Raw genomic sequence first — 15,557 nt, forward strand, 5'->3', positions numbered from 1 at the left:
CTCTACTCCGCCGCGACCATATTGACGGGATCGCGGACACCGGCATCGTCGATGTCGGCCTTGTGCGTGTATTGGTCGATACGTTGTTCGATCTCGTGCCGGAAGTGCGTGATCAAGCCCTGGATCGGCCATGCCGCAGCGTCGCCGAGCGCGCAGATGGTGTGGCCTTCGACCTGCTTGGTCACTTCGAGCAGCATGTCGATCTCGCGCTTGTGGGCGCGGCCGTCGGCCATGCGGGACAGCACGCGCCACATCCAGCCGGTGCCCTCGCGGCACGGCGTGCACTGGCCGCAGCTCTCATGCTTGTAGAAATAGGAGATGCGCGCGATCGCCCGGATCAGGTCGGTCGACTTGTCCATCACGATCACGGCCGCGGTGCCGAGGCCGGAGCGCAGCTTGCTCAGACTGTCGAAATCCATCGGCGTGTCGATGATCTGCTCGGCCGGCACCATGCGCACCGACGAGCCGCCGGGGATCACGGCCTTCAGATTGTCCCAGCCGCCGCGAATGCCGCCGCAATGCTTGTCGATCAGCTCGCGGAACGGAATGCCCATGGCTTCTTCGACGTTGCAGGGCCGCATCACATGGCCGGACACGCAGAACAGCTTGGTGCCGACATTGTTGGGACGGCCGATCGCCGCGAACCACGACGCGCCGCGGCGCAGGATGTCCGGCGCAACCGCGATCGACTCGACGTTGTTGACGGTGGTCGGACAGCCATAGAGGCCGACATTGGCCGGGAACGGCGGCTTCAGCCGCGGCTGGCCCTTCTTGCCCTCGAGGCTTTCGAGCAGCGCGGTTTCCTCGCCGCAGATGTAGGCGCCGGCGCCATGCGCGACATAGATGTCGAACGGCCAGCCCGTGACGTTGTCCTTGCCGACCAGCTTGGCCTCATAGGCCTGGTCGATCGCGGCCTGCAGATGCTCGCGCTCGCGGATGAACTCGCCGCGGACATAGATGTAGCAGGCATGCGCGTTCATCGCGAAGCTCGCGATCAGGCAGCCTTCGACGAGCAGATGCGGATCGTGCCGCATGATCTCGCGGTCCTTGCAGGTGCCGGGCTCGGACTCGTCGGCGTTGACGACGAGATAGCTCGGCCGCCCGTCGGTCGATTCCTTCGGCATGAAGGACCACTTCAGACCGGTCGGGAAGCCGGCGCCGCCGCGGCCGCGCAGGCCGGAGGCCTTCATCTCGTTGATGATCCAGTCGCGGCCCTTGTCGATGATCGCCTTGGTGCCATCCCAGGCGCCGCGACGGCGCGCGCCCTCCAGCCCCCAATCGTGGAGGCCGTAGAGGTTCTTGAAGATGCGGTCCTTGTCGTCGAGCATTCTCAAAACTTTCCGAACGTCACCGATTGGTCTGGGAATAAGCGAGGCCGGCGGCGCAACCGCCGAACACCAGCGCCCACAGCAGGCTGGATTCCAGCGAGGCATTGAGCCCGTAGCGCTGCAGCAGGAAGATGAAGCCCGCAGCCACCACGGTATGCAGGGCGATGTAGCGCCAGCCTTTCATCGCTTCGGCCCTCCCCGTTCCGCTGGTTGGCACCCCACGCATCAGGTGGTCTCCTTCAGCGTGGTCGGACCGCCGACCGGCGCGGAGAACTGGCGGTCGATCTGCGGACCCGGCTTCGGCGGATTGCCGGCGGCGAAGCCGTCCAGCACCTTGCCGAAGGTTTCCTTGGTCAGGTCCTCATAGGTGTCCTTCCAGATCAGCACCATCGGCGCGTTCACGCAGGCACCGAGGCACTCGACCTCTTCCCAGGAGAAGTTGCCGTCCTTCGACAGTTCGAAGGGATCGTGATGGATGCGATGCTGGCAGACCTCGATCAGGTCGCCGGCGCCGCGCAGGCGGCACGGCGTGGTGCCGCAAACCTGTACATGCGCCTTCTTGCCGACCGGTTGCAGCTGGAACATCGTGTAGAAGGTCGCGACTTCGAGCACGCGGATATAGGGCATGTCCAGGAGGTCGGCGACGGCGCGGATCGCGGCCTCCGACACCCAGCCCTCATGCTGCTCCTGCACGCGCCACAGGATCGCGATCACGGCCGAAGCCTGACGGCCGGCCGGATATTTCGTCATCTCCTTCCTGGCCCATGCCAGATTCTCGTCCGTGAACGTGAAGCTCGCGGGCTGCAATTCCTTCGGGGCAAGGCGGCGGACGGACATCGTTCAGACTCTCATTGCGTGCGGCGTGCGGTCTTGGCGTTCAGCGCATTGATCCGGTCCAGCCAGAAGGCGCTCGCGGTGCCGAACACGTTGTAACCGACATGGGTGGACGTCTTGATGCGATCGAGGATCGAGAGCTCGCTCACGGTCTCAAGGCGATTGGTCGAGGGATCGAACACGATCAGCTTCAGCGGCGTGTGTTCGAGGATGTAGCGCGACACGGTGTGAGCGCGATCGGCGCCATGCTCCTCGCAGAGCAGCACGCTGTCGGTTTCCATCAACCGCTTGCCGCCCTTCATCGCCTCGATCTCGACGCCTTCGACGTCGAGCTTGATCAGATATTTGCCCTGCGCGGTGACCTTGCCGTCGTCGATCAGATTGTCGAGCGCGATGACGGGCACTTCCTCGCCGTCCGACTGGCTGCCGGCGATGCTGAAGGCCTCGTGCTTGGTGCCGGAGAGACGCGCGGTGCCGCGGCCGGAGCCGATCGCGCATTTCAGGGTCTCGAAGCGGTTGCCGTTGATGCGGGCGTTGTTGGCGAGCTTCGGGAAATTCTGCCCCGACGGCTCGATCGCGATCGCCTTGTGGGTGCCGAACGGCTTGCTCGACACGAGAACGGACCAGTAGCCGTAATTGGCGCCGCAATCGAGCAAGGTGTAGTCGACGTCGGCGGAGTCGGCGAACAACAGCTCGAGCTCGTCCTCATAGATGTAGGAGCGGTTGAGCAGCTTGCTCCAGTAACCGTCGCCATAGGGAAACTCGAACGTTGCGTCCTCGTTGAGCTTCACCGCGATGTTGCGCGCGGGCAGCGTCTTGCGCAGCAGGTTGGCGCAGGCGATGTAGCCCATATGCGAGAAGTGGGACGAGATCTTCGATCCCGTCGACAGCGCCAGCGCAGCCGTCCGCTCCCACAGGTTGGCCCCCTCGAGGGCCCCTGAGGCGCGGTCAAACTGGATGGGCGGCTGCGCCATCACCGATCGACCTCTCCGAACACGATGTCGAGCGAGCCGAGAATGGCCGAGACGTCGGCGAGCAGATGGCCCTTGCAGATGTGGTCCATCGCCTGCAGATGCGCAAAGCCCGGCGCGCGGATCTTGCACTTGTAGGGCTTGTTGCTGCCGTCGGCGACCAGGTAGACGCCGAACTCGCCCTTCGGCGCCTCGACCGCGGCATAGACTTCGCCGGCCGGCACGTGGACGCCTTCCGTATAGAGCTTGAAGTGATGGATGAGCGCTTCCATCGAGCGCTTCATCTCGCCGCGGCGCGGCGGCGCGATCTTGTTGTCGGCGACGACGACCGGCCCCTGCCCGTCCGCTGCCTTCAGCTTCTGGATGCACTGCTTCATGATGCGCACCGACTGGCGCATCTCTTCCATGCGGATCAGATAGCGGTCGTAGCAGTCGCCGTTCTTGCCGATCGGAATGTCGAAATCCATCTCGGCGTAGCATTCATAGGGCTGCGCCTTGCGCAGGTCCCAGGCCGCGCCGGAGCCGCGCACCATCACGCCGGAGAAGCCCCATTCCCAGGCTTCCTTCAGCGGCACCACGCCGATGTCGACGTTGCGCTGCTTGAAGATGCGGTTGCCGGTCAAGAGCGTGTCGAGGTCGGCGACGACCTGCAGGAACGGATCGCACCACGCCTCGATGTCGTCGATCAGCTTTGGCGGCAGGTCCTGATGCACGCCGCCGACGCGGAAAAACGCTGCGTGCATGCGCGAGCCGGAGGCGCGCTCATAGAACACCATCAGCTTCTCGCGCTCTTCAAAGCCCCACAACGGCGGGGTCAGCGCGCCGACGTCCATCGCCTGCGTGGTGACGTTGAGCAGATGCGACAGGATGCGGCCGATCTCGCAATAGAGCACGCGGATCAACTGGCCGCGGCGCGGCACCTCGATGCCGAGCAGCTTTTCGGCCGCGAGGCAGAAGGCGTGCTCCTGGTTCATCGGCGCGACGTAATCGAGCCGGTCGAAATACGGGATCGCCTGCAGATAGGTCTTGTGCTCGATCAGCTTCTCGGTGCCGCGATGCAAGAGCCCAATGTGGGGATCGACACGCGCGACAACTTCGCCGTCCAATTCGAGGACGAGGCGCAAAACGCCGTGCGCCGCAGGATGCTGCGGACCAAAGTTGATCGTAAAGTTGCGAAGGTGATCCGGTTGCTCGTTCATGCTTTCGGCTCCGCCTTGGCCTTCTCGTCACCGGGCAGCGGATAGTCCGCACCTTCCCAGGGCGAGAGGAAATCGAACTTGCGGAATTCCTGGTTGAGACGCACGGGCTCGTAGAGCACCCGCTTCTCCTGGTCGTCGTAGCGGACCTCGACGAAGCCGGTGAGCGGGAAATCCTTGCGCAGCGGATGGCCGTCGAAGCCGTAGTCGGTGAGCAGCCGGCGCATGTCGGGATGGCCGGTGAAGATCACGCCATACAAGTCGTAGGTCTCGCGCTCGAACCAGTCGGCGCCCGGGAAGACCTCGATGATCGACGGCACCTGCGTGGTCTCGTCGGCCTCGGCACGCACGCGGATGCGGGTGTTCAAGGTCGGCGACAGCAGATGATAGACCACGTCAAAACGCCGCTCGCGGCCGGGATAGTCGACCGCGGTGACGTCGGTGATGTTGACGAAACGGCAGGCCACATCGTCACGCAGATACGTCATGACGTCGATGATCTTGCTCGCATCAACGTCGATCGAAAGCTGGTCGAACGCTACGTCATATCCCGTCACGGCGCCCGGCAGTCCAGCCTTGATGGTTTCTCCGAGTTCGGCAAGCTTGCTCACTTGTGTCCCTCTAGCTCTTTGACCTTGTTCTCGAGGGCCTCGATCCGTTCCTCAAACTCTCCAGTGACGAGCTTGCTCAACAGGGAATCGGCCGTCAGCGCTTGCCGGAAGCTGCTCTGCGCACCCTCGACGCAGAGCCGCTTATCGAGAGCCGCAATCATCACGCGGGTCTGCTCGTGCTGCGCCAAGTTTTCAGCTCGCATTTCACGGAGCAACGGCACGATCATGTCAGCTGGATCGGTCATGACAGCACCCTTTAGCGTTCGATGGTGCCGATGCGGCGGATCTTCTTCTGCAGCAGCAGCACGCCGTAGAGCAGCGCTTCCGCAGTGGGCGGACAGCCCGGCACGTAGATGTCGATCGGCACGATACGATCGCAGCCGCGCACCACCGAGTAGGAATAGTGGTAGTAGCCGCCGCCATTGGCGCAGGAGCCCATCGAGATGACGTAGCGCGGCTCCGGCATCTGGTCGTAGACCTTGCGCAGCGCCGGCGCCATCTTGTTGGTCAGCGTGCCCGCCACGATCATCACGTCGGACTGCCGCGGCGAGGCGCGCGGCGCGAAGCCGAAGCGCTCGACGTCGTAGCGCGGCATCGACACCTGCATCATCTCGACCGCGCAGCAGGCGAGACCGAAGGTCATCCACATCAGCGAGCCGGTGCGCGCCCAGGTGATCAGGTCGTCGGCAGCGGCCACGAAGAAGCCCTTGTCGGAGAGCTCGTGGTTGACCTCGAGAAAGAACGGATCATTGGCGCCGACCGGCTTGCCGGTCGACGGATCGAGGATGCCTTTCGGAGCTTGCGCTATCGCCGGCCCCGAATGTGCAGCGGTGGGGCTCAATCCCATTCGAGCGCGCCTTTCTTCCATTCATAAGCAAATCCGACCGTCAGCACGGCCAGGAACACCATCATCGACCAGAATCCGGTCGCACCGAGCTTTCCGAACGCCACGGCCCAGGGGAACAGGAACGCCACTTCGAGGTCGAAGATGATGAAGAGGATGGCCACCAGGTAGAAGCGGACATCGAACTTCATGCGCGCGTCGTCGAAAGCGTTGAATCCGCATTCATAGGCGGAGAGCTTTTCCGGGTCCGGCGACTGGAACGCCACCAGGAACGGCGCGATCAGGAGCGCCAGGCCGATCAGGCTGGCCACCCCAATAAAAACCACAAGTGGGAGATAATTCTGCAGGATGCCGGTCATCGGCGGGGCCTTCTCGCTGCGGTTTCGGGAGCGCCGCAGATTCGTTGATTGGAATTGTTCTTGAGCCTTAGCGCAGCGCAACAGGGGGCGCAAGACAAGCAATTTTGACGCTTTACCGGGTCCCAGTCTTGTCTGTCTTTGCCATCTCGGCGCGCCCCTCCTGCCCTTGCTGAGCAACGCTTCGGCGGCGGATCGGTGCCTGATTTTCAGGCCGTAGGATTAGCTCAAATCTCTCGCTCGGCCGCGAGCATGGCAGCGGCAGTCTCGGTCAGGCGGTCGATGTGGCCGAGCAACTGCTCCAGCTCCTGCGGGCTCAGTTGTTCCAGCAAGGCCCGGTTTCGCTCCTGCGCGCCGGCCACGATGGTGTCGTGGGCGGCAAGGCCGGCCTTGGTCAGCGACACCAGCGTTTCCCGGTTGTCGCGGGGGTTCACCGCCTTGGCGACCAGCTTGCGCGCCACGAGCTCGGCGAGCGCCCGGCTGATCTGGCCCTTGTCCATGCCGACCGCTTCCGCCAACCGCACTACGCTCATCGGCGGCCGGCGGCCGAGCGAGGCGACCAGGCCGAATTCCACCGAGGACAGGCCGGTCAGCCGCTTGTAGCGCAGCATCGCGCCCCGCTTGAGCAGGTTCGCCAGCACCATCAGCCGCGACGACATCATCGCGGTGATCGGCGCCAGCTCGGCGTCGGACAGGATTTCCGCAGGCTGTGCCCGCGTGGCTCGAAGCTTCTCGGTCATGCGCCAACCTCTGCCAACAAAGGCTCTCGCTGCCAAGCTAGACGAGATCGTTGACATTGTCATCGATCTATCGTTGACTTGGTCAACGCTATCGACCGCAGGGCCCTTTGAGAGCCGCGGCAGGAGGAAACCGCATGACGATCACGCAAGCCGATCGCGACCTCGGCACGGCCTATGCCATGAAGCCGCCGGCGACCCGCACCGAGCTCACCGCGGTCGGCCGCGGCACGCCGATGGGCGAGCTCTTGCGCCGTTACTGGCACCCGATCGGGCTCGTCTCCGACGCGACGGATATCCCCAGAAAAGTGCGCGCGCTCGGCGAGGACCTGATCCTCTTCCGCGACAAGCATGGCCGTCCCGGCCTCTTGCACGCCCGCTGCTGCCATCGCGGCACCACGCTGTATTACGGCAAGGTCGAGGAGGACGGGCTGCGCTGCTGCTATCACGGCTGGAAGTTCGACACCGAGGGCCGCTGCCTCGAGCAGCCCTGCGAGCCCGACGGCGGCCTGTTCAAGGACAAGGTGCGCCAGCCCTGGTATCCCCTCCAGGAGCGCTACGGCCTAATCTTCGCCTATATGGGGCCGGCCGAAAAGAAGCCGGTGCTGCCGGCTTACGAATGCCTGGACAACATGGACGACGGCGAGTTCGTCGAGGCCGACGATTCCTCGATCGGCGGCGGCGGGCCTGCGATCATCCCCTGCAACTGGCTGCAGCATTTCGAGAACGTGGTCGATCCCTACCACGTGCCCGTGCTGCACGGCTCGTTCAGCGGGCCGCAATTCACCAACATGATGGCCTCGATCCCCGAGGTGAAGTTCGAGAAGTCGCCGCGCGGCGTGCTGGTGCGCTCGGAGCGCAAGCAGGATGACGGCCGCGTGTTCTACCGCGTCAGCGAGACCGCGCTGCCGACGCTGCGCGTGGTGCCGAACCCGCGCGTCGCGCAATTCGCCCGCGTGGAATCAATCGGCTGGGTGCTGCCGATCGACGACACCTCGTTCCGCATCTATGTCGCCGGCCGCGTCAAGACCGCCGGCGAGATCAGCCGGATGCGATCGAAATTCAACGGCAAGTTCTGGTGGGACATGACGGAGCGCGAGCACCAGCAATTCCCCGGCGATTACGAGGCGCAGGTCGGCCAGGGGCCGACGACGATCCATTCCGAAGAACACTTTGGCCAGAGCGACCGCGGCATCCTGATGATCCGCCGCATGCTCGGCGATCAGCTCACAGCGCTTGCTGAAGGCAAGGATCCGATCGGCGTGTCGTTCGCGGCGGATGCCAAGCCGGTGGAATTCGAGGCGGGGAATTACATTCGCGAAGCCTAGACATGGAGGTCGTCATGCCGCGCGGTTTGTGGAGATTGCTTGCTGCCTTTGTGTTGACCTTTCTTTCGGTCGGGACCGCCGTTGGACAGCCGATGCCCGGCTCTGAGATCGCCCCGGGAGGGAAATTGCGCGGTGCGGTGATCGGCATCCGCGTGCTCGGCGGTGTGGGCGAGCCGATCGGCAGATTTGTCGCGGAGAAGCTCGGCGTATCGTTCGAGCCCGTGGTCTACCCCAATCCGCAGGCCTATGAGCAAAGCTTCGGTAAGGACGAATGGGATATCGCGATCGGGCCCCGCGTATTGGCTCCTGCCGACAAGGCCGATGTCACCGCCGATGTCTGGCTGATCGATCTTCTCTACCTGGAGGCCGAGGGAAAGACATTTGCCTCCGCCGATCAGGTCGATCGCGCGGGCGTCAAGGTTGGCACCATCCAGAACAGTCCCTCCGACCGGTTTCTCACACGCGCGCTGAAATCGGCTGAACTGGTGCGCATCCCGCTGAGCGCCAACTTTCCGGGAGATGCCATCGAACTGCTGCGTGCCGGAAAGTCGGATGTGTTCGGCGCGGACTCCGGCCTGATCGCATCCATTGCAGCCGGCTATCCCGGCGCGACCATCGTTCCGGGCGCGTTCAATACGGTTCGAGCAGCCCTTGCGCTGCCCAAGGGACGATCGGCCGCCGCACAGGCGCGGCTCGCCGAAATTGTCAGTGAAGCGAAGCGTACAGGCGTCGTTCAAAAGGCCATCGATCAAGCCGGATTGAAAAGCGGCGTCCGTGTCGCCCCGGATTGAAAGCTGATCGAACAAATCATTGCAGGGGGAAGCCATGGTCGATCTCGCGCCGCAGGCCGTCGTGCAACCGCAGGCCACAGCCGCCGCGCCGTCCGCGCGGCGCTATTACGTGCTCGGCCTGCTCACCGTCGTCTACGCGCTGAACTTCCTCGACCGCACCATCTTCAATGTTCTGATCGAGCCGATCAAAAAGGAGTTTGCGCTCTCTGACACCATGATGGGCCTGCTCGCAGGTTTCGGCTTCGCGCTGTTCTACTCCCTGCTCGGCATCCCCATTGCCCGCCTCGCCGACCGGATCAACCGTCGCAACATCGTCGCGATCGCGTTTGCGTTCTGGAGCGCGATGACCGCGCTGTGCGGCATGGCCGGCAGCCTGACGTCACTGGCGTTCGCGCGGATCGGGGTCGGCATCGGCGAATCCGCGGGCTCGCCGGCCTCGCAATCGATCGTCGCCGATCTCTTCGCCAAGAACGAGCGGCCCCGCGCGCTCGGCATCTACGCCATCGGCACCTATCTCGGCGTCTTCCTCGGCTATTTCGTCGGCGGCTACGTCAACCAGCACTATGGCTGGCGGATGGCGTTCTATGTCGCGGGCCTCCCCGGCATCCTGCTCGCCGTGCTGCTGTGGCTGACCATCAAGGAGCCGAAGCGCGGTGCGATGGCGGAAACCTTCACGCCCGAGCCGCTCGGCCCGACGCTCAGCTTCCTCGGCTCGCAACAGAGCTTCATCATCGTGCTGATCGGCTTCTGCCTGACGACCTACACCAACTACGCGACCGCCGCCTGGATCCCGCCGTTCCTCGCCCGCGTGCATCATCTGTCGAGCGCGGAGATCGGCACCTATGCCGGCACCTTCAAGGGCCTCGCCGGCATGGCCGGCACCCTGCTCGGCGGCTTCGTCGTGGCGCAGATCAGCCGCCGCGACGACCGCTGGAAGCTGTGGGCGCCGGCGATCACCTCGGGCCTCGCCGGCCCAGTCTTTGCGCTGTGCATGCTGACGCAGGATTTCGCCACCATGGTCGCGATGCTGGCGCTGACCTCGTTCCTGGTCGGCTTCCACCTCGGCCCGATCTTCGCGATCGCACAGACCGTGGCAAAGCCCAGCATGCGCGCTCTGGCCTCGGCGCTGATCGCGCTCACCGCCACCTGCTTCGGCCAGGGCGTCGGCCCGCTCGTCGTCGGCGCGCTCAACGACGCGCTGAAGGGCACCTACGGCACCGACGCGGTGCGCTACTCGCTGCTGTCGGCCGCGGTGACGACCACCGTCGGTGCGCTGCTGTTCATCTGGGCGGCACGAACCATCCGCACGGATATCAAGCGGGCGAACTGAGGCGCACTCACGCCGCCATGAAGGCGAGCATGTCCGCCAGCAGGCGCTCGCCATGGGTGAGCGGCAGCGGATGCGGTGCGCCCTCATAGACGATCAGTCTGCTGCCCTTGATCAGCTTCGCCGTCTTCGCCCCCGTCAACGACAGCGGCGCGCTGGCATCCTTGTCGCCGTGGAGGATCAGCGTCGGCCGATCGATCTTCGCCGCGGCCGCGCGCAGATCGGCGAAGGCGATGGTCCTACGGCATGCCAGCGCCACCGGCAGCGGTACGCTCAGCATCATCTCGCGGATCCAGGTCCGCGTGATCTCCGGCGTCTCCGGCGTGAAGAACGGTGCCTCGTTCGCCGCAATCCATTTCGCGAAGTCGCGCGCGACGGCCGCGTTGTCGGCGTCGATCATCGCCTTCGGCACTGCGTCCGGATTGTCCTCGGTCTTCACCAGGAACGGCGTCGTCGGCGCCACCAGCACCAACCGCGAAATCCGCTCCGATCCATGGCGCGCCAGATAGTTCACCGCCTCGGCCGTCCCCATCGAGAAGCCGACCAGCGCAACGTCGCGGAGATCCCGTTGCTCGATCACTGCGGCAACGTCATCGGTGAGCGTATCCAGGTCATAGCCCGTCGATGGCATGTCGGATCGGCCATGCCCGCGCCGGTCGGGCGCGACGCAGCGAAACCCTTCGGCGTTGAGCGCTGCGATATGGCAGCCCCAGAAGCTGGCATCGAAGGTCCAGGCTGACAGCAGCACCACCGGCCGTCCGCTCCCCCAGTCCTGCACGAACAGTTTTGTGCCATCCTTAGCGGTCGCATAGAGCGGCCGCGCGGCGGGGGTCGCAGGGGCGCTCGCGACTTACGCCGCGGCGAAGGCGGTTCCGAGTAAGGTGGCTTCGAGGACGGTCCGACGATTCATCGTGCTTTTCCCTGGGCAGTTCGGTCGGCACGCCATGCGCGGCCGATGCACCGATCATGACGAAGGGTGATCGCACCGGCGATTACGTGGCAGGTAAAACGTCGCTCTCATCGACTCGCGACGACGCGCAGTCCCTACCGGATCACGCGCGTATGGTTTCTTACGTGTTGACGCAGACGCCGCGGCGTCGGCGCCGATAGCTCGCGGATGAGCGCATCAATTCCGGGGCCGTCTGATTGTTTTCACGGTGTTTTTTGCCGCCCCCGGCCGGGCCGGTCCCCGTTCACCGCCTCAATGCGAACCCCACGGCGAAACCAAACGGGCCGCAGCACGAAACCATTTCACGGAAACCACGAAACGATCCGGAAACAGATGGGGCCTACACCTGTCGCCAACAGACGGCGCATAGACGCCCGGAGGCGACCATGAACCACTCAATTCATTCGGCAGATCGCGGAACCCACCTGAAGATCGTGATTGTCGCCCTCGTGGCAGGCATCGCGGTTGCCGGTTTCGGCATCGCCGCCCGGACCAACGCCGACTTCACCGAGACCGCCCAGACCACCCACGTCATGAAGGCCGGCAAGCCGGTGGTCGTGACGTCGTCGGAGACCTCGACGGTCCGCTAAGGCCCTTCAATCCAACCTCCCAAGGAAATTCGGCCGCCCCCGGGGCGGCCTTTTTTTGTTGCCCGGGATGGCCGGCCGGAATGGTACAACTGTCCCGTTCCGGCGCACCGGGCCGACATGGCCCCGTGAGCAACCGTCCGACGCCGGGGAGGCCCGGCTTCCCGACACCAGCCATGGCCCCGGAAACCCGCAGCGGGCCCGCACCCAATACCGCCGTTAACCGCGTTGTCGGCCATTTTCGGGAGCCCGGGCCATGGCGGCCGCCGCGGCATGATCGCTGCCAATCCAAAGCATCTCATCCCCGCATCCGCCCCGATGCGGCACAGGTCGAGTTTTGGAGGATTGCATGGCCCTCACCAATCACGCGCTGCCGACCGCCGGTATCGCCGACTACATCGCGATTGCGAGGCCCGACCACTGGATCAAGCACGTGCTGATCATCCCCGGCATCGCCTTTGCGATGATCATGTCGCAGACCGGGCCGATCGACGTCACGACGCTCGCCGAGCGCCTGCTGGTCTGCCTGTTCGTGGCGATGGCGCTGTCGTCGGCCAACTACACCATCAATGAATGGCTCGATGCGCCCTTCGACGCCATGCACCCGACCAAGCGGTCGCGGCCGGCGGTGCAGACCGCGATGTCGCCGACCATCGTGTTCGCGCAGTACATCCTGCTGACCGCCGCCGGCATCTGGGCCGCCAACACGCTCGGCTACGCCTTCGCGATCACCGCGACCGTGTTTGCGGTGTTCGGCGTGATCTACAATGTGCGCCCGATCCGCGCCAAGGACCGCGCCTTCCTCGACGTCATCGTCGAGTCCCTCAACAATCCCCTGCGCTTCCTGTTCGGCTGGTTCGCGGTGGTGCCGGCGATCGCCCCGCCGGTGTCGATCCTGCTCGCCTACTGGTGCGGCGGCGCCTTCCTGATGGCGGCCAAGCGCGTCTCCGAGCACCGCGCCATCGTCGAGGCCGGCGGCACCGCCAATCTCGCGGCCTACCGTCCGTCGTTCGCCGTCTACACCCATTCGAGCCTGGTCACGAGCTGCCTCGTCTACGCCCAGGGCTTTGCCTTCATGATGGCGATCTTCCTCTTGAAGTACCGCATTGAATATCTCGTGGTCATTCCGCTCTTGATCGCGCTGTTCGCCTCCTACATGCGCCTTGCGCTGACGCCGGACTCGGCGGCGGCCCGGCCCGAGGAGCTGATGCGGCAGCCGGCGATGCTGATCGCGGCCGGCGTCACCATGGCACTGTTCGGCGTGCTGACCTTCGTCGACCTGCCCACGCTCAACAGCCTGACCAGCTCCGACCTGATCCATCTCAGCGGGATCCGCTGATGTCGATCGCGGCCCCCCTCGATACGCCAAAAGCCAATCTCGGCGCCCTCACGATCGCCCTGCTGTTCGCAGGGCTGCTCGTGCTTCTGGACGGCCCGATCTGGCTGGTGAAGCTGGTGCCGACCCAGGACGGGCCGGTGCATTTGGCGCAGGCCGACCTGATCGCGCGGTTCGGCTGGGGCGGGGCGCTGCAGGAGCCGGCGGCATCCTTCTATCAGTGGAATTCACGCATCGAGCCGAACTCGGCGATCTATCTGCTGCTCGCCGGCCTGATCCGCCTCACCGGCGACGCGCTGGTCGCCCACAGCCTGTTCCTCAGCCTCTACGGGCTGCTCTGGCTGGTCGCCGCCCACATCATCAGCCGCGCCGAGGCCGAGCGTCCGTGGCTGCCGACCTTGATGCTGCTGCCGATCGCGTTCGGCGTCTTCATCCATTGGGGCTTCTACAATTTCGCGCTCGGCATTCCGCTGTTCCTGCTGTTTGCGAGCTTCTGGCGCGCGCTGAACGGCCGGCGCGATCCGCTCGCGTTCATTGCCACCGCGCTGTTCCTGGCAGCGCTTTACCTCACTCACATCACGTCGGTGGTCGCGACCTGCCTGCTGCTGGCCGCCGACGGCATTGCGCGTGCCGTCGAGACGCTGGAACGCTCCGGATCGAAGGCTGCGCTGCGGCGTCTCCTCATCGACGGCGCCTGGGCTGCGGCTGCCGCGCTGCCGATCCTGCTGCTGATCGCAAGCTTCCTGCTCGCCTACCAGAATATCCCCGGCGAGGCCGCCAGCAATGAAGGCGGCGTGGCGCAGATCATCCGCCGCATGGCCGCCGCGACCTATCTCTTCACCTTCACCTGGTGGGAAGTGGCGGCGCTCGCGCCGCTGCTCGGCGCCGTCGCGTTTGCCGGTCTCATCGCGCTGCGCCGTTTCCGCTCGGGCGATCTGCTGTGGCCGGCCTTCTTCATCCTCGTGGTCGCGCTGTCGCTGCTCAACCTGAAGACCGGCTCGGCGCTGCTGTCGGAGCGGCTCGCGCCCTTTAGCGGGATCGCGATCGTGCTGGCGATCGCAAGCCGCCAGCCCGGCCAGGCGCTGGCGCGGCTGCTCTGCGTCGCGGCACTGTGCGGCCTGATCGGTCAGACCGTGGTTCGCGCCTTCGCCTATCTCAGCTGGGCGCCGACGCTGGAGAGCGAGCTCGCCGCCGGCCGCGACAATCCCGGCCGGACCTTCGTCAGCACCGATCTGATCGCCGATCGCAACAGCCAATTGTTCGCCTGGCGCATCCGCCCCACTTTGCATGCCTCACAGGTCGCCGCATTGGCGGGCCACGGCGCCGGCCTGTCGTCGCCGCTGCCGTCGACACGCTATTTCGGCTATTTCCCGCTGCAATATGCGGAGGCCCACGACTTCATGCGCGCCACGCCGGACTGGCAGGACGCGCCCGACGCTGCCTCCGTCGCGAAATTCCGCGCCACCAACCGTGGCGCCCCGCAGGTGCTGATCGTCTCGGCGTCCGACACCGACGGCGCGGCCATTGCCGGCAAATTGGGTTACGGCGATTGCCTGACAACCCGGACCGGCGCGCGTGAAATCAATGTGTGCAAGGTATCAACCCAGGTGAGCGCGCGTGACTGATCTCTTCACCGAAGCCGATGGAATCGACGACGATTACGGCGTACCGCACCGCGGCCGCGCCGGCACCGTGTTCAGCCTGCCCAGCACGATCCCGCTGGTGCTCGACCTCGACGGTACGCTGATCAGGGGCGATCTGCTCTACAAGAGCTTCTTCTCGATCCTGCGCCGCAATCCGCTGATCGTGGTCGCCTGCGCGGCCTGGCTGTTGCGCGGCCGTGCCGCGCTGAAGCGGCAGCTCGCGCTGCGCAACCGGATCAACTGGGACAACATCGAGCTGCACCACGACGTCGTCGCGCTGGCCAACCATGAGAAGGCCGCCGGCCGCCGCGTCGTGCTGGCGACCGCGGCCGATGCCGTGCTCGCCGGACAACTCGCCGCAATGATCCCCTGCATCGACCATGTCTTCGCCTCCGACGGCGAGCACAATCTGAAGGGCGCGAACAAGGCCGCGCTGCTGCGCCGGACCTTTCCGCAAGGATTTATCTACGCCGGCGACAGCCGCGCCGATCTCGCGGTCTGGCGCGAGGCCGCCGGCATCGTGACGGTCGCCGCCAGCGACACGGTCCGCAGCGCGGCGCGCGCGCTCGGCAAGCCTGCGATACATTTGCAGGGGCGCGTCGACTGAGAGTGTGTTAGTTTAAGAATTCCTAATTCGGTCATTTGATTGCGACGGTTCCCACGACCCCAGTTTTAAAATTTGTTCCCTAAGGTCAGCGTCAACAGGGACGCCAACCGAG

18 protein-coding genes are annotated in these 15,557 nt (G+C 65.0%); 7 read left to right on the forward strand and 11 right to left on the reverse strand.

What is annotated here, in order from left to right:
- Positions 1-2: 2 nt before the first annotated feature.
- The 10 genes from nuoF to JQ604_RS09920 all read right to left on the reverse strand — a co-directional run bounded on the left by nuoF (position 3) and on the right by JQ604_RS09920 (position 6,880).
- Positions 3-1,328, reverse strand: a complete 1,326-nt coding sequence (nuoF, locus tag JQ604_RS09875; protein ID WP_212356003.1) for an NADH-quinone oxidoreductase subunit NuoF — start codon at positions 1,326-1,328, stop codon at positions 3-5.
- Positions 1,329-1,347: 19 nt separating this feature from the next.
- Positions 1,348-1,554, reverse strand: coding sequence for a hypothetical protein (locus JQ604_RS09880; RefSeq protein ID WP_212356976.1), 207 nt, complete (start codon positions 1,552-1,554; stop codon positions 1,348-1,350).
- Positions 1,554-2,165: an NADH-quinone oxidoreductase subunit NuoE gene (gene nuoE, locus JQ604_RS09885; RefSeq protein WP_212356005.1), complete on the reverse strand. Its 612-nt coding sequence runs from the start codon at positions 2,163-2,165 to the stop codon at positions 1,554-1,556. Before nuoE ends, JQ604_RS09880 begins: the two co-directional genes overlap by 1 nt.
- Positions 2,166-2,176: 11 nt before the next feature.
- Positions 2,177-3,136 (reverse strand): FkbM family methyltransferase, encoded by a 960-nt coding sequence (locus JQ604_RS09890; RefSeq protein WP_212356007.1) that lies wholly within the window; start codon positions 3,134-3,136, stop codon positions 2,177-2,179.
- A complete protein-coding gene (locus JQ604_RS09895) occupies positions 3,136-4,332 on the reverse strand; it encodes an NADH-quinone oxidoreductase subunit D (RefSeq protein ID WP_212356009.1) in 1,197 nt (398 codons plus the stop codon). Before JQ604_RS09895 ends, JQ604_RS09890 begins: the two co-directional genes overlap by 1 nt.
- Positions 4,329-4,940, reverse strand: coding sequence for an NADH-quinone oxidoreductase subunit C (locus JQ604_RS09900; protein ID WP_212356011.1), 612 nt, complete (start codon positions 4,938-4,940; stop codon positions 4,329-4,331). Before JQ604_RS09900 ends, JQ604_RS09895 begins: the two co-directional genes overlap by 4 nt.
- Entirely contained in the window at positions 4,937-5,185 is a 249-nt protein-coding gene (locus JQ604_RS09905; protein ID WP_212356013.1) for a hypothetical protein, read from the reverse strand. The genes JQ604_RS09900 and JQ604_RS09905 overlap by 4 nt, the downstream gene beginning before the upstream one ends.
- A gap of 11 nt (positions 5,186-5,196) precedes the next feature.
- Complete coding sequence (locus JQ604_RS09910) at positions 5,197-5,787, reverse strand: NuoB/complex I 20 kDa subunit family protein (protein WP_433996235.1); 591 nt, start codon at positions 5,785-5,787, stop codon at positions 5,197-5,199.
- Positions 5,778-6,143, reverse strand: a complete 366-nt coding sequence (locus tag JQ604_RS09915) for an NADH-quinone oxidoreductase subunit A (protein ID WP_018271860.1) — start codon at positions 6,141-6,143, stop codon at positions 5,778-5,780. Before JQ604_RS09915 ends, JQ604_RS09910 begins: the two co-directional genes overlap by 10 nt.
- A gap of 224 nt (positions 6,144-6,367) precedes the next feature.
- Positions 6,368-6,880 carry a MarR family winged helix-turn-helix transcriptional regulator gene (locus JQ604_RS09920; RefSeq protein ID WP_212356015.1) on the reverse strand — a complete coding sequence of 171 codons (513 nt, stop codon included), beginning with the start codon at positions 6,878-6,880 and terminating at the stop codon, positions 6,368-6,370.
- A gap of 134 nt (positions 6,881-7,014) precedes the next feature.
- On the opposite strand from JQ604_RS09920, the gene JQ604_RS09925 reads away from it, so the two are divergent.
- Genes JQ604_RS09925 through JQ604_RS09935 form a run of 3 tightly spaced genes read left to right on the forward strand, consistent with a single transcriptional unit; the run spans position 7,015 to position 10,326 of the window.
- Positions 7,015-8,205 carry an aromatic ring-hydroxylating dioxygenase subunit alpha gene (locus JQ604_RS09925; protein ID WP_212356017.1) on the forward strand — a complete coding sequence of 397 codons (1,191 nt, stop codon included), beginning with the start codon at positions 7,015-7,017 and terminating at the stop codon, positions 8,203-8,205.
- Between the two features lie 2 nt (positions 8,206-8,207).
- Complete coding sequence (locus JQ604_RS09930) at positions 8,208-8,996, forward strand: transporter substrate-binding domain-containing protein (RefSeq protein ID WP_212356019.1); 789 nt, start codon at positions 8,208-8,210, stop codon at positions 8,994-8,996.
- A 34-nt stretch (positions 8,997-9,030) separates the two neighbouring features.
- Positions 9,031-10,326 (forward strand): spinster family MFS transporter, encoded by a 1,296-nt coding sequence (locus JQ604_RS09935; RefSeq protein WP_212356021.1) that lies wholly within the window; start codon positions 9,031-9,033, stop codon positions 10,324-10,326.
- Between the two features lie 7 nt (positions 10,327-10,333).
- Here JQ604_RS09935 and JQ604_RS09940 read toward each other — a convergent pair whose 3' ends face one another.
- Positions 10,334-11,101 (reverse strand): alpha/beta fold hydrolase, encoded by a 768-nt coding sequence (locus tag JQ604_RS09940; RefSeq protein ID WP_349631085.1) that lies wholly within the window; start codon positions 11,099-11,101, stop codon positions 10,334-10,336.
- A 557-nt stretch (positions 11,102-11,658) separates the two neighbouring features.
- Here JQ604_RS09940 and JQ604_RS09945 point away from each other — a divergent pair.
- The 4 genes from JQ604_RS09945 to JQ604_RS09960 all read left to right on the forward strand — a co-directional run bounded on the left by JQ604_RS09945 (position 11,659) and on the right by JQ604_RS09960 (position 15,445).
- On the forward strand, positions 11,659-11,862 hold the full coding sequence (locus JQ604_RS09945; protein WP_212356023.1) for a hypothetical protein: 204 nt from the start codon (positions 11,659-11,661) through the stop codon (positions 11,860-11,862).
- 346 nt (positions 11,863-12,208) lie between these two features.
- Positions 12,209-13,198, forward strand: a complete 990-nt coding sequence (locus JQ604_RS09950) for a UbiA family prenyltransferase (protein ID WP_212356025.1) — start codon at positions 12,209-12,211, stop codon at positions 13,196-13,198.
- Entirely contained in the window at positions 13,198-14,820 is a 1,623-nt protein-coding gene (locus tag JQ604_RS09955; RefSeq protein WP_212356027.1) for a hypothetical protein, read from the forward strand. The genes JQ604_RS09950 and JQ604_RS09955 overlap by 1 nt, the downstream gene beginning before the upstream one ends.
- Positions 14,813-15,445 (forward strand): haloacid dehalogenase-like hydrolase, encoded by a 633-nt coding sequence (locus JQ604_RS09960; protein WP_212356029.1) that lies wholly within the window; start codon positions 14,813-14,815, stop codon positions 15,443-15,445. Before JQ604_RS09955 ends, JQ604_RS09960 begins: the two co-directional genes overlap by 8 nt.
- Positions 15,446-15,557: the final 112 nt, after the last annotated feature.

The organism is Bradyrhizobium jicamae (assembly GCF_018130695.1).
In the GTDB taxonomy this organism is placed as follows: domain Bacteria; phylum Pseudomonadota; class Alphaproteobacteria; order Rhizobiales; family Xanthobacteraceae; genus Bradyrhizobium; species Bradyrhizobium jicamae_B.

What these genes read in the sequence shown, in the direction of transcription:
- nuoF (WP_212356003.1), bottom strand. Translation starts at nt 1,328, where the DNA reads ATGCTCGACGACAAGGACCGCATCTTCAAGAACCTCTACGGCCTCCAC.
- JQ604_RS09880 (WP_212356976.1), bottom strand. Translation starts at nt 1,554, where the DNA reads ATGCGTGGGGTGCCAACCAGCGGAACGGGGAGGGCCGAAGCGATGAAA.
- nuoE (WP_212356005.1), bottom strand. Translation starts at nt 2,165, where the DNA reads ATGTCCGTCCGCCGCCTTGCCCCGAAGGAATTGCAGCCCGCGAGCTTC.
- JQ604_RS09890 (WP_212356007.1), bottom strand. Translation starts at nt 3,136, where the DNA reads ATGGCGCAGCCGCCCATCCAGTTTGACCGCGCCTCAGGGGCCCTCGAG.
- JQ604_RS09895 (WP_212356009.1), bottom strand. Translation starts at nt 4,332, where the DNA reads ATGAACGAGCAACCGGATCACCTTCGCAACTTTACGATCAACTTTGGT.
- JQ604_RS09905 (WP_212356013.1), bottom strand. Translation starts at nt 5,185, where the DNA reads ATGACCGATCCAGCTGACATGATCGTGCCGTTGCTCCGTGAAATGCGA.
- JQ604_RS09910 (WP_433996235.1), bottom strand. Translation starts at nt 5,787, where the DNA reads ATGGGATTGAGCCCCACCGCTGCACATTCGGGGCCGGCGATAGCGCAA.
- JQ604_RS09915 (WP_018271860.1), bottom strand. Translation starts at nt 6,143, where the DNA reads ATGACCGGCATCCTGCAGAATTATCTCCCACTTGTGGTTTTTATTGGG.
- JQ604_RS09920 (WP_212356015.1), bottom strand. Translation starts at nt 6,880, where the DNA reads ATGACCGAGAAGCTTCGAGCCACGCGGGCACAGCCTGCGGAAATCCTG.
- JQ604_RS09925 (WP_212356017.1), top strand. Translation starts at nt 7,015, where the DNA reads ATGACGATCACGCAAGCCGATCGCGACCTCGGCACGGCCTATGCCATG.
- JQ604_RS09930 (WP_212356019.1), top strand. Translation starts at nt 8,208, where the DNA reads ATGGAGGTCGTCATGCCGCGCGGTTTGTGGAGATTGCTTGCTGCCTTT.
- JQ604_RS09935 (WP_212356021.1), top strand. Translation starts at nt 9,031, where the DNA reads ATGGTCGATCTCGCGCCGCAGGCCGTCGTGCAACCGCAGGCCACAGCC.
- JQ604_RS09945 (WP_212356023.1), top strand. Translation starts at nt 11,659, where the DNA reads ATGAACCACTCAATTCATTCGGCAGATCGCGGAACCCACCTGAAGATC.
- JQ604_RS09950 (WP_212356025.1), top strand. Translation starts at nt 12,209, where the DNA reads ATGGCCCTCACCAATCACGCGCTGCCGACCGCCGGTATCGCCGACTAC.
- JQ604_RS09955 (WP_212356027.1), top strand. Translation starts at nt 13,198, where the DNA reads ATGTCGATCGCGGCCCCCCTCGATACGCCAAAAGCCAATCTCGGCGCC.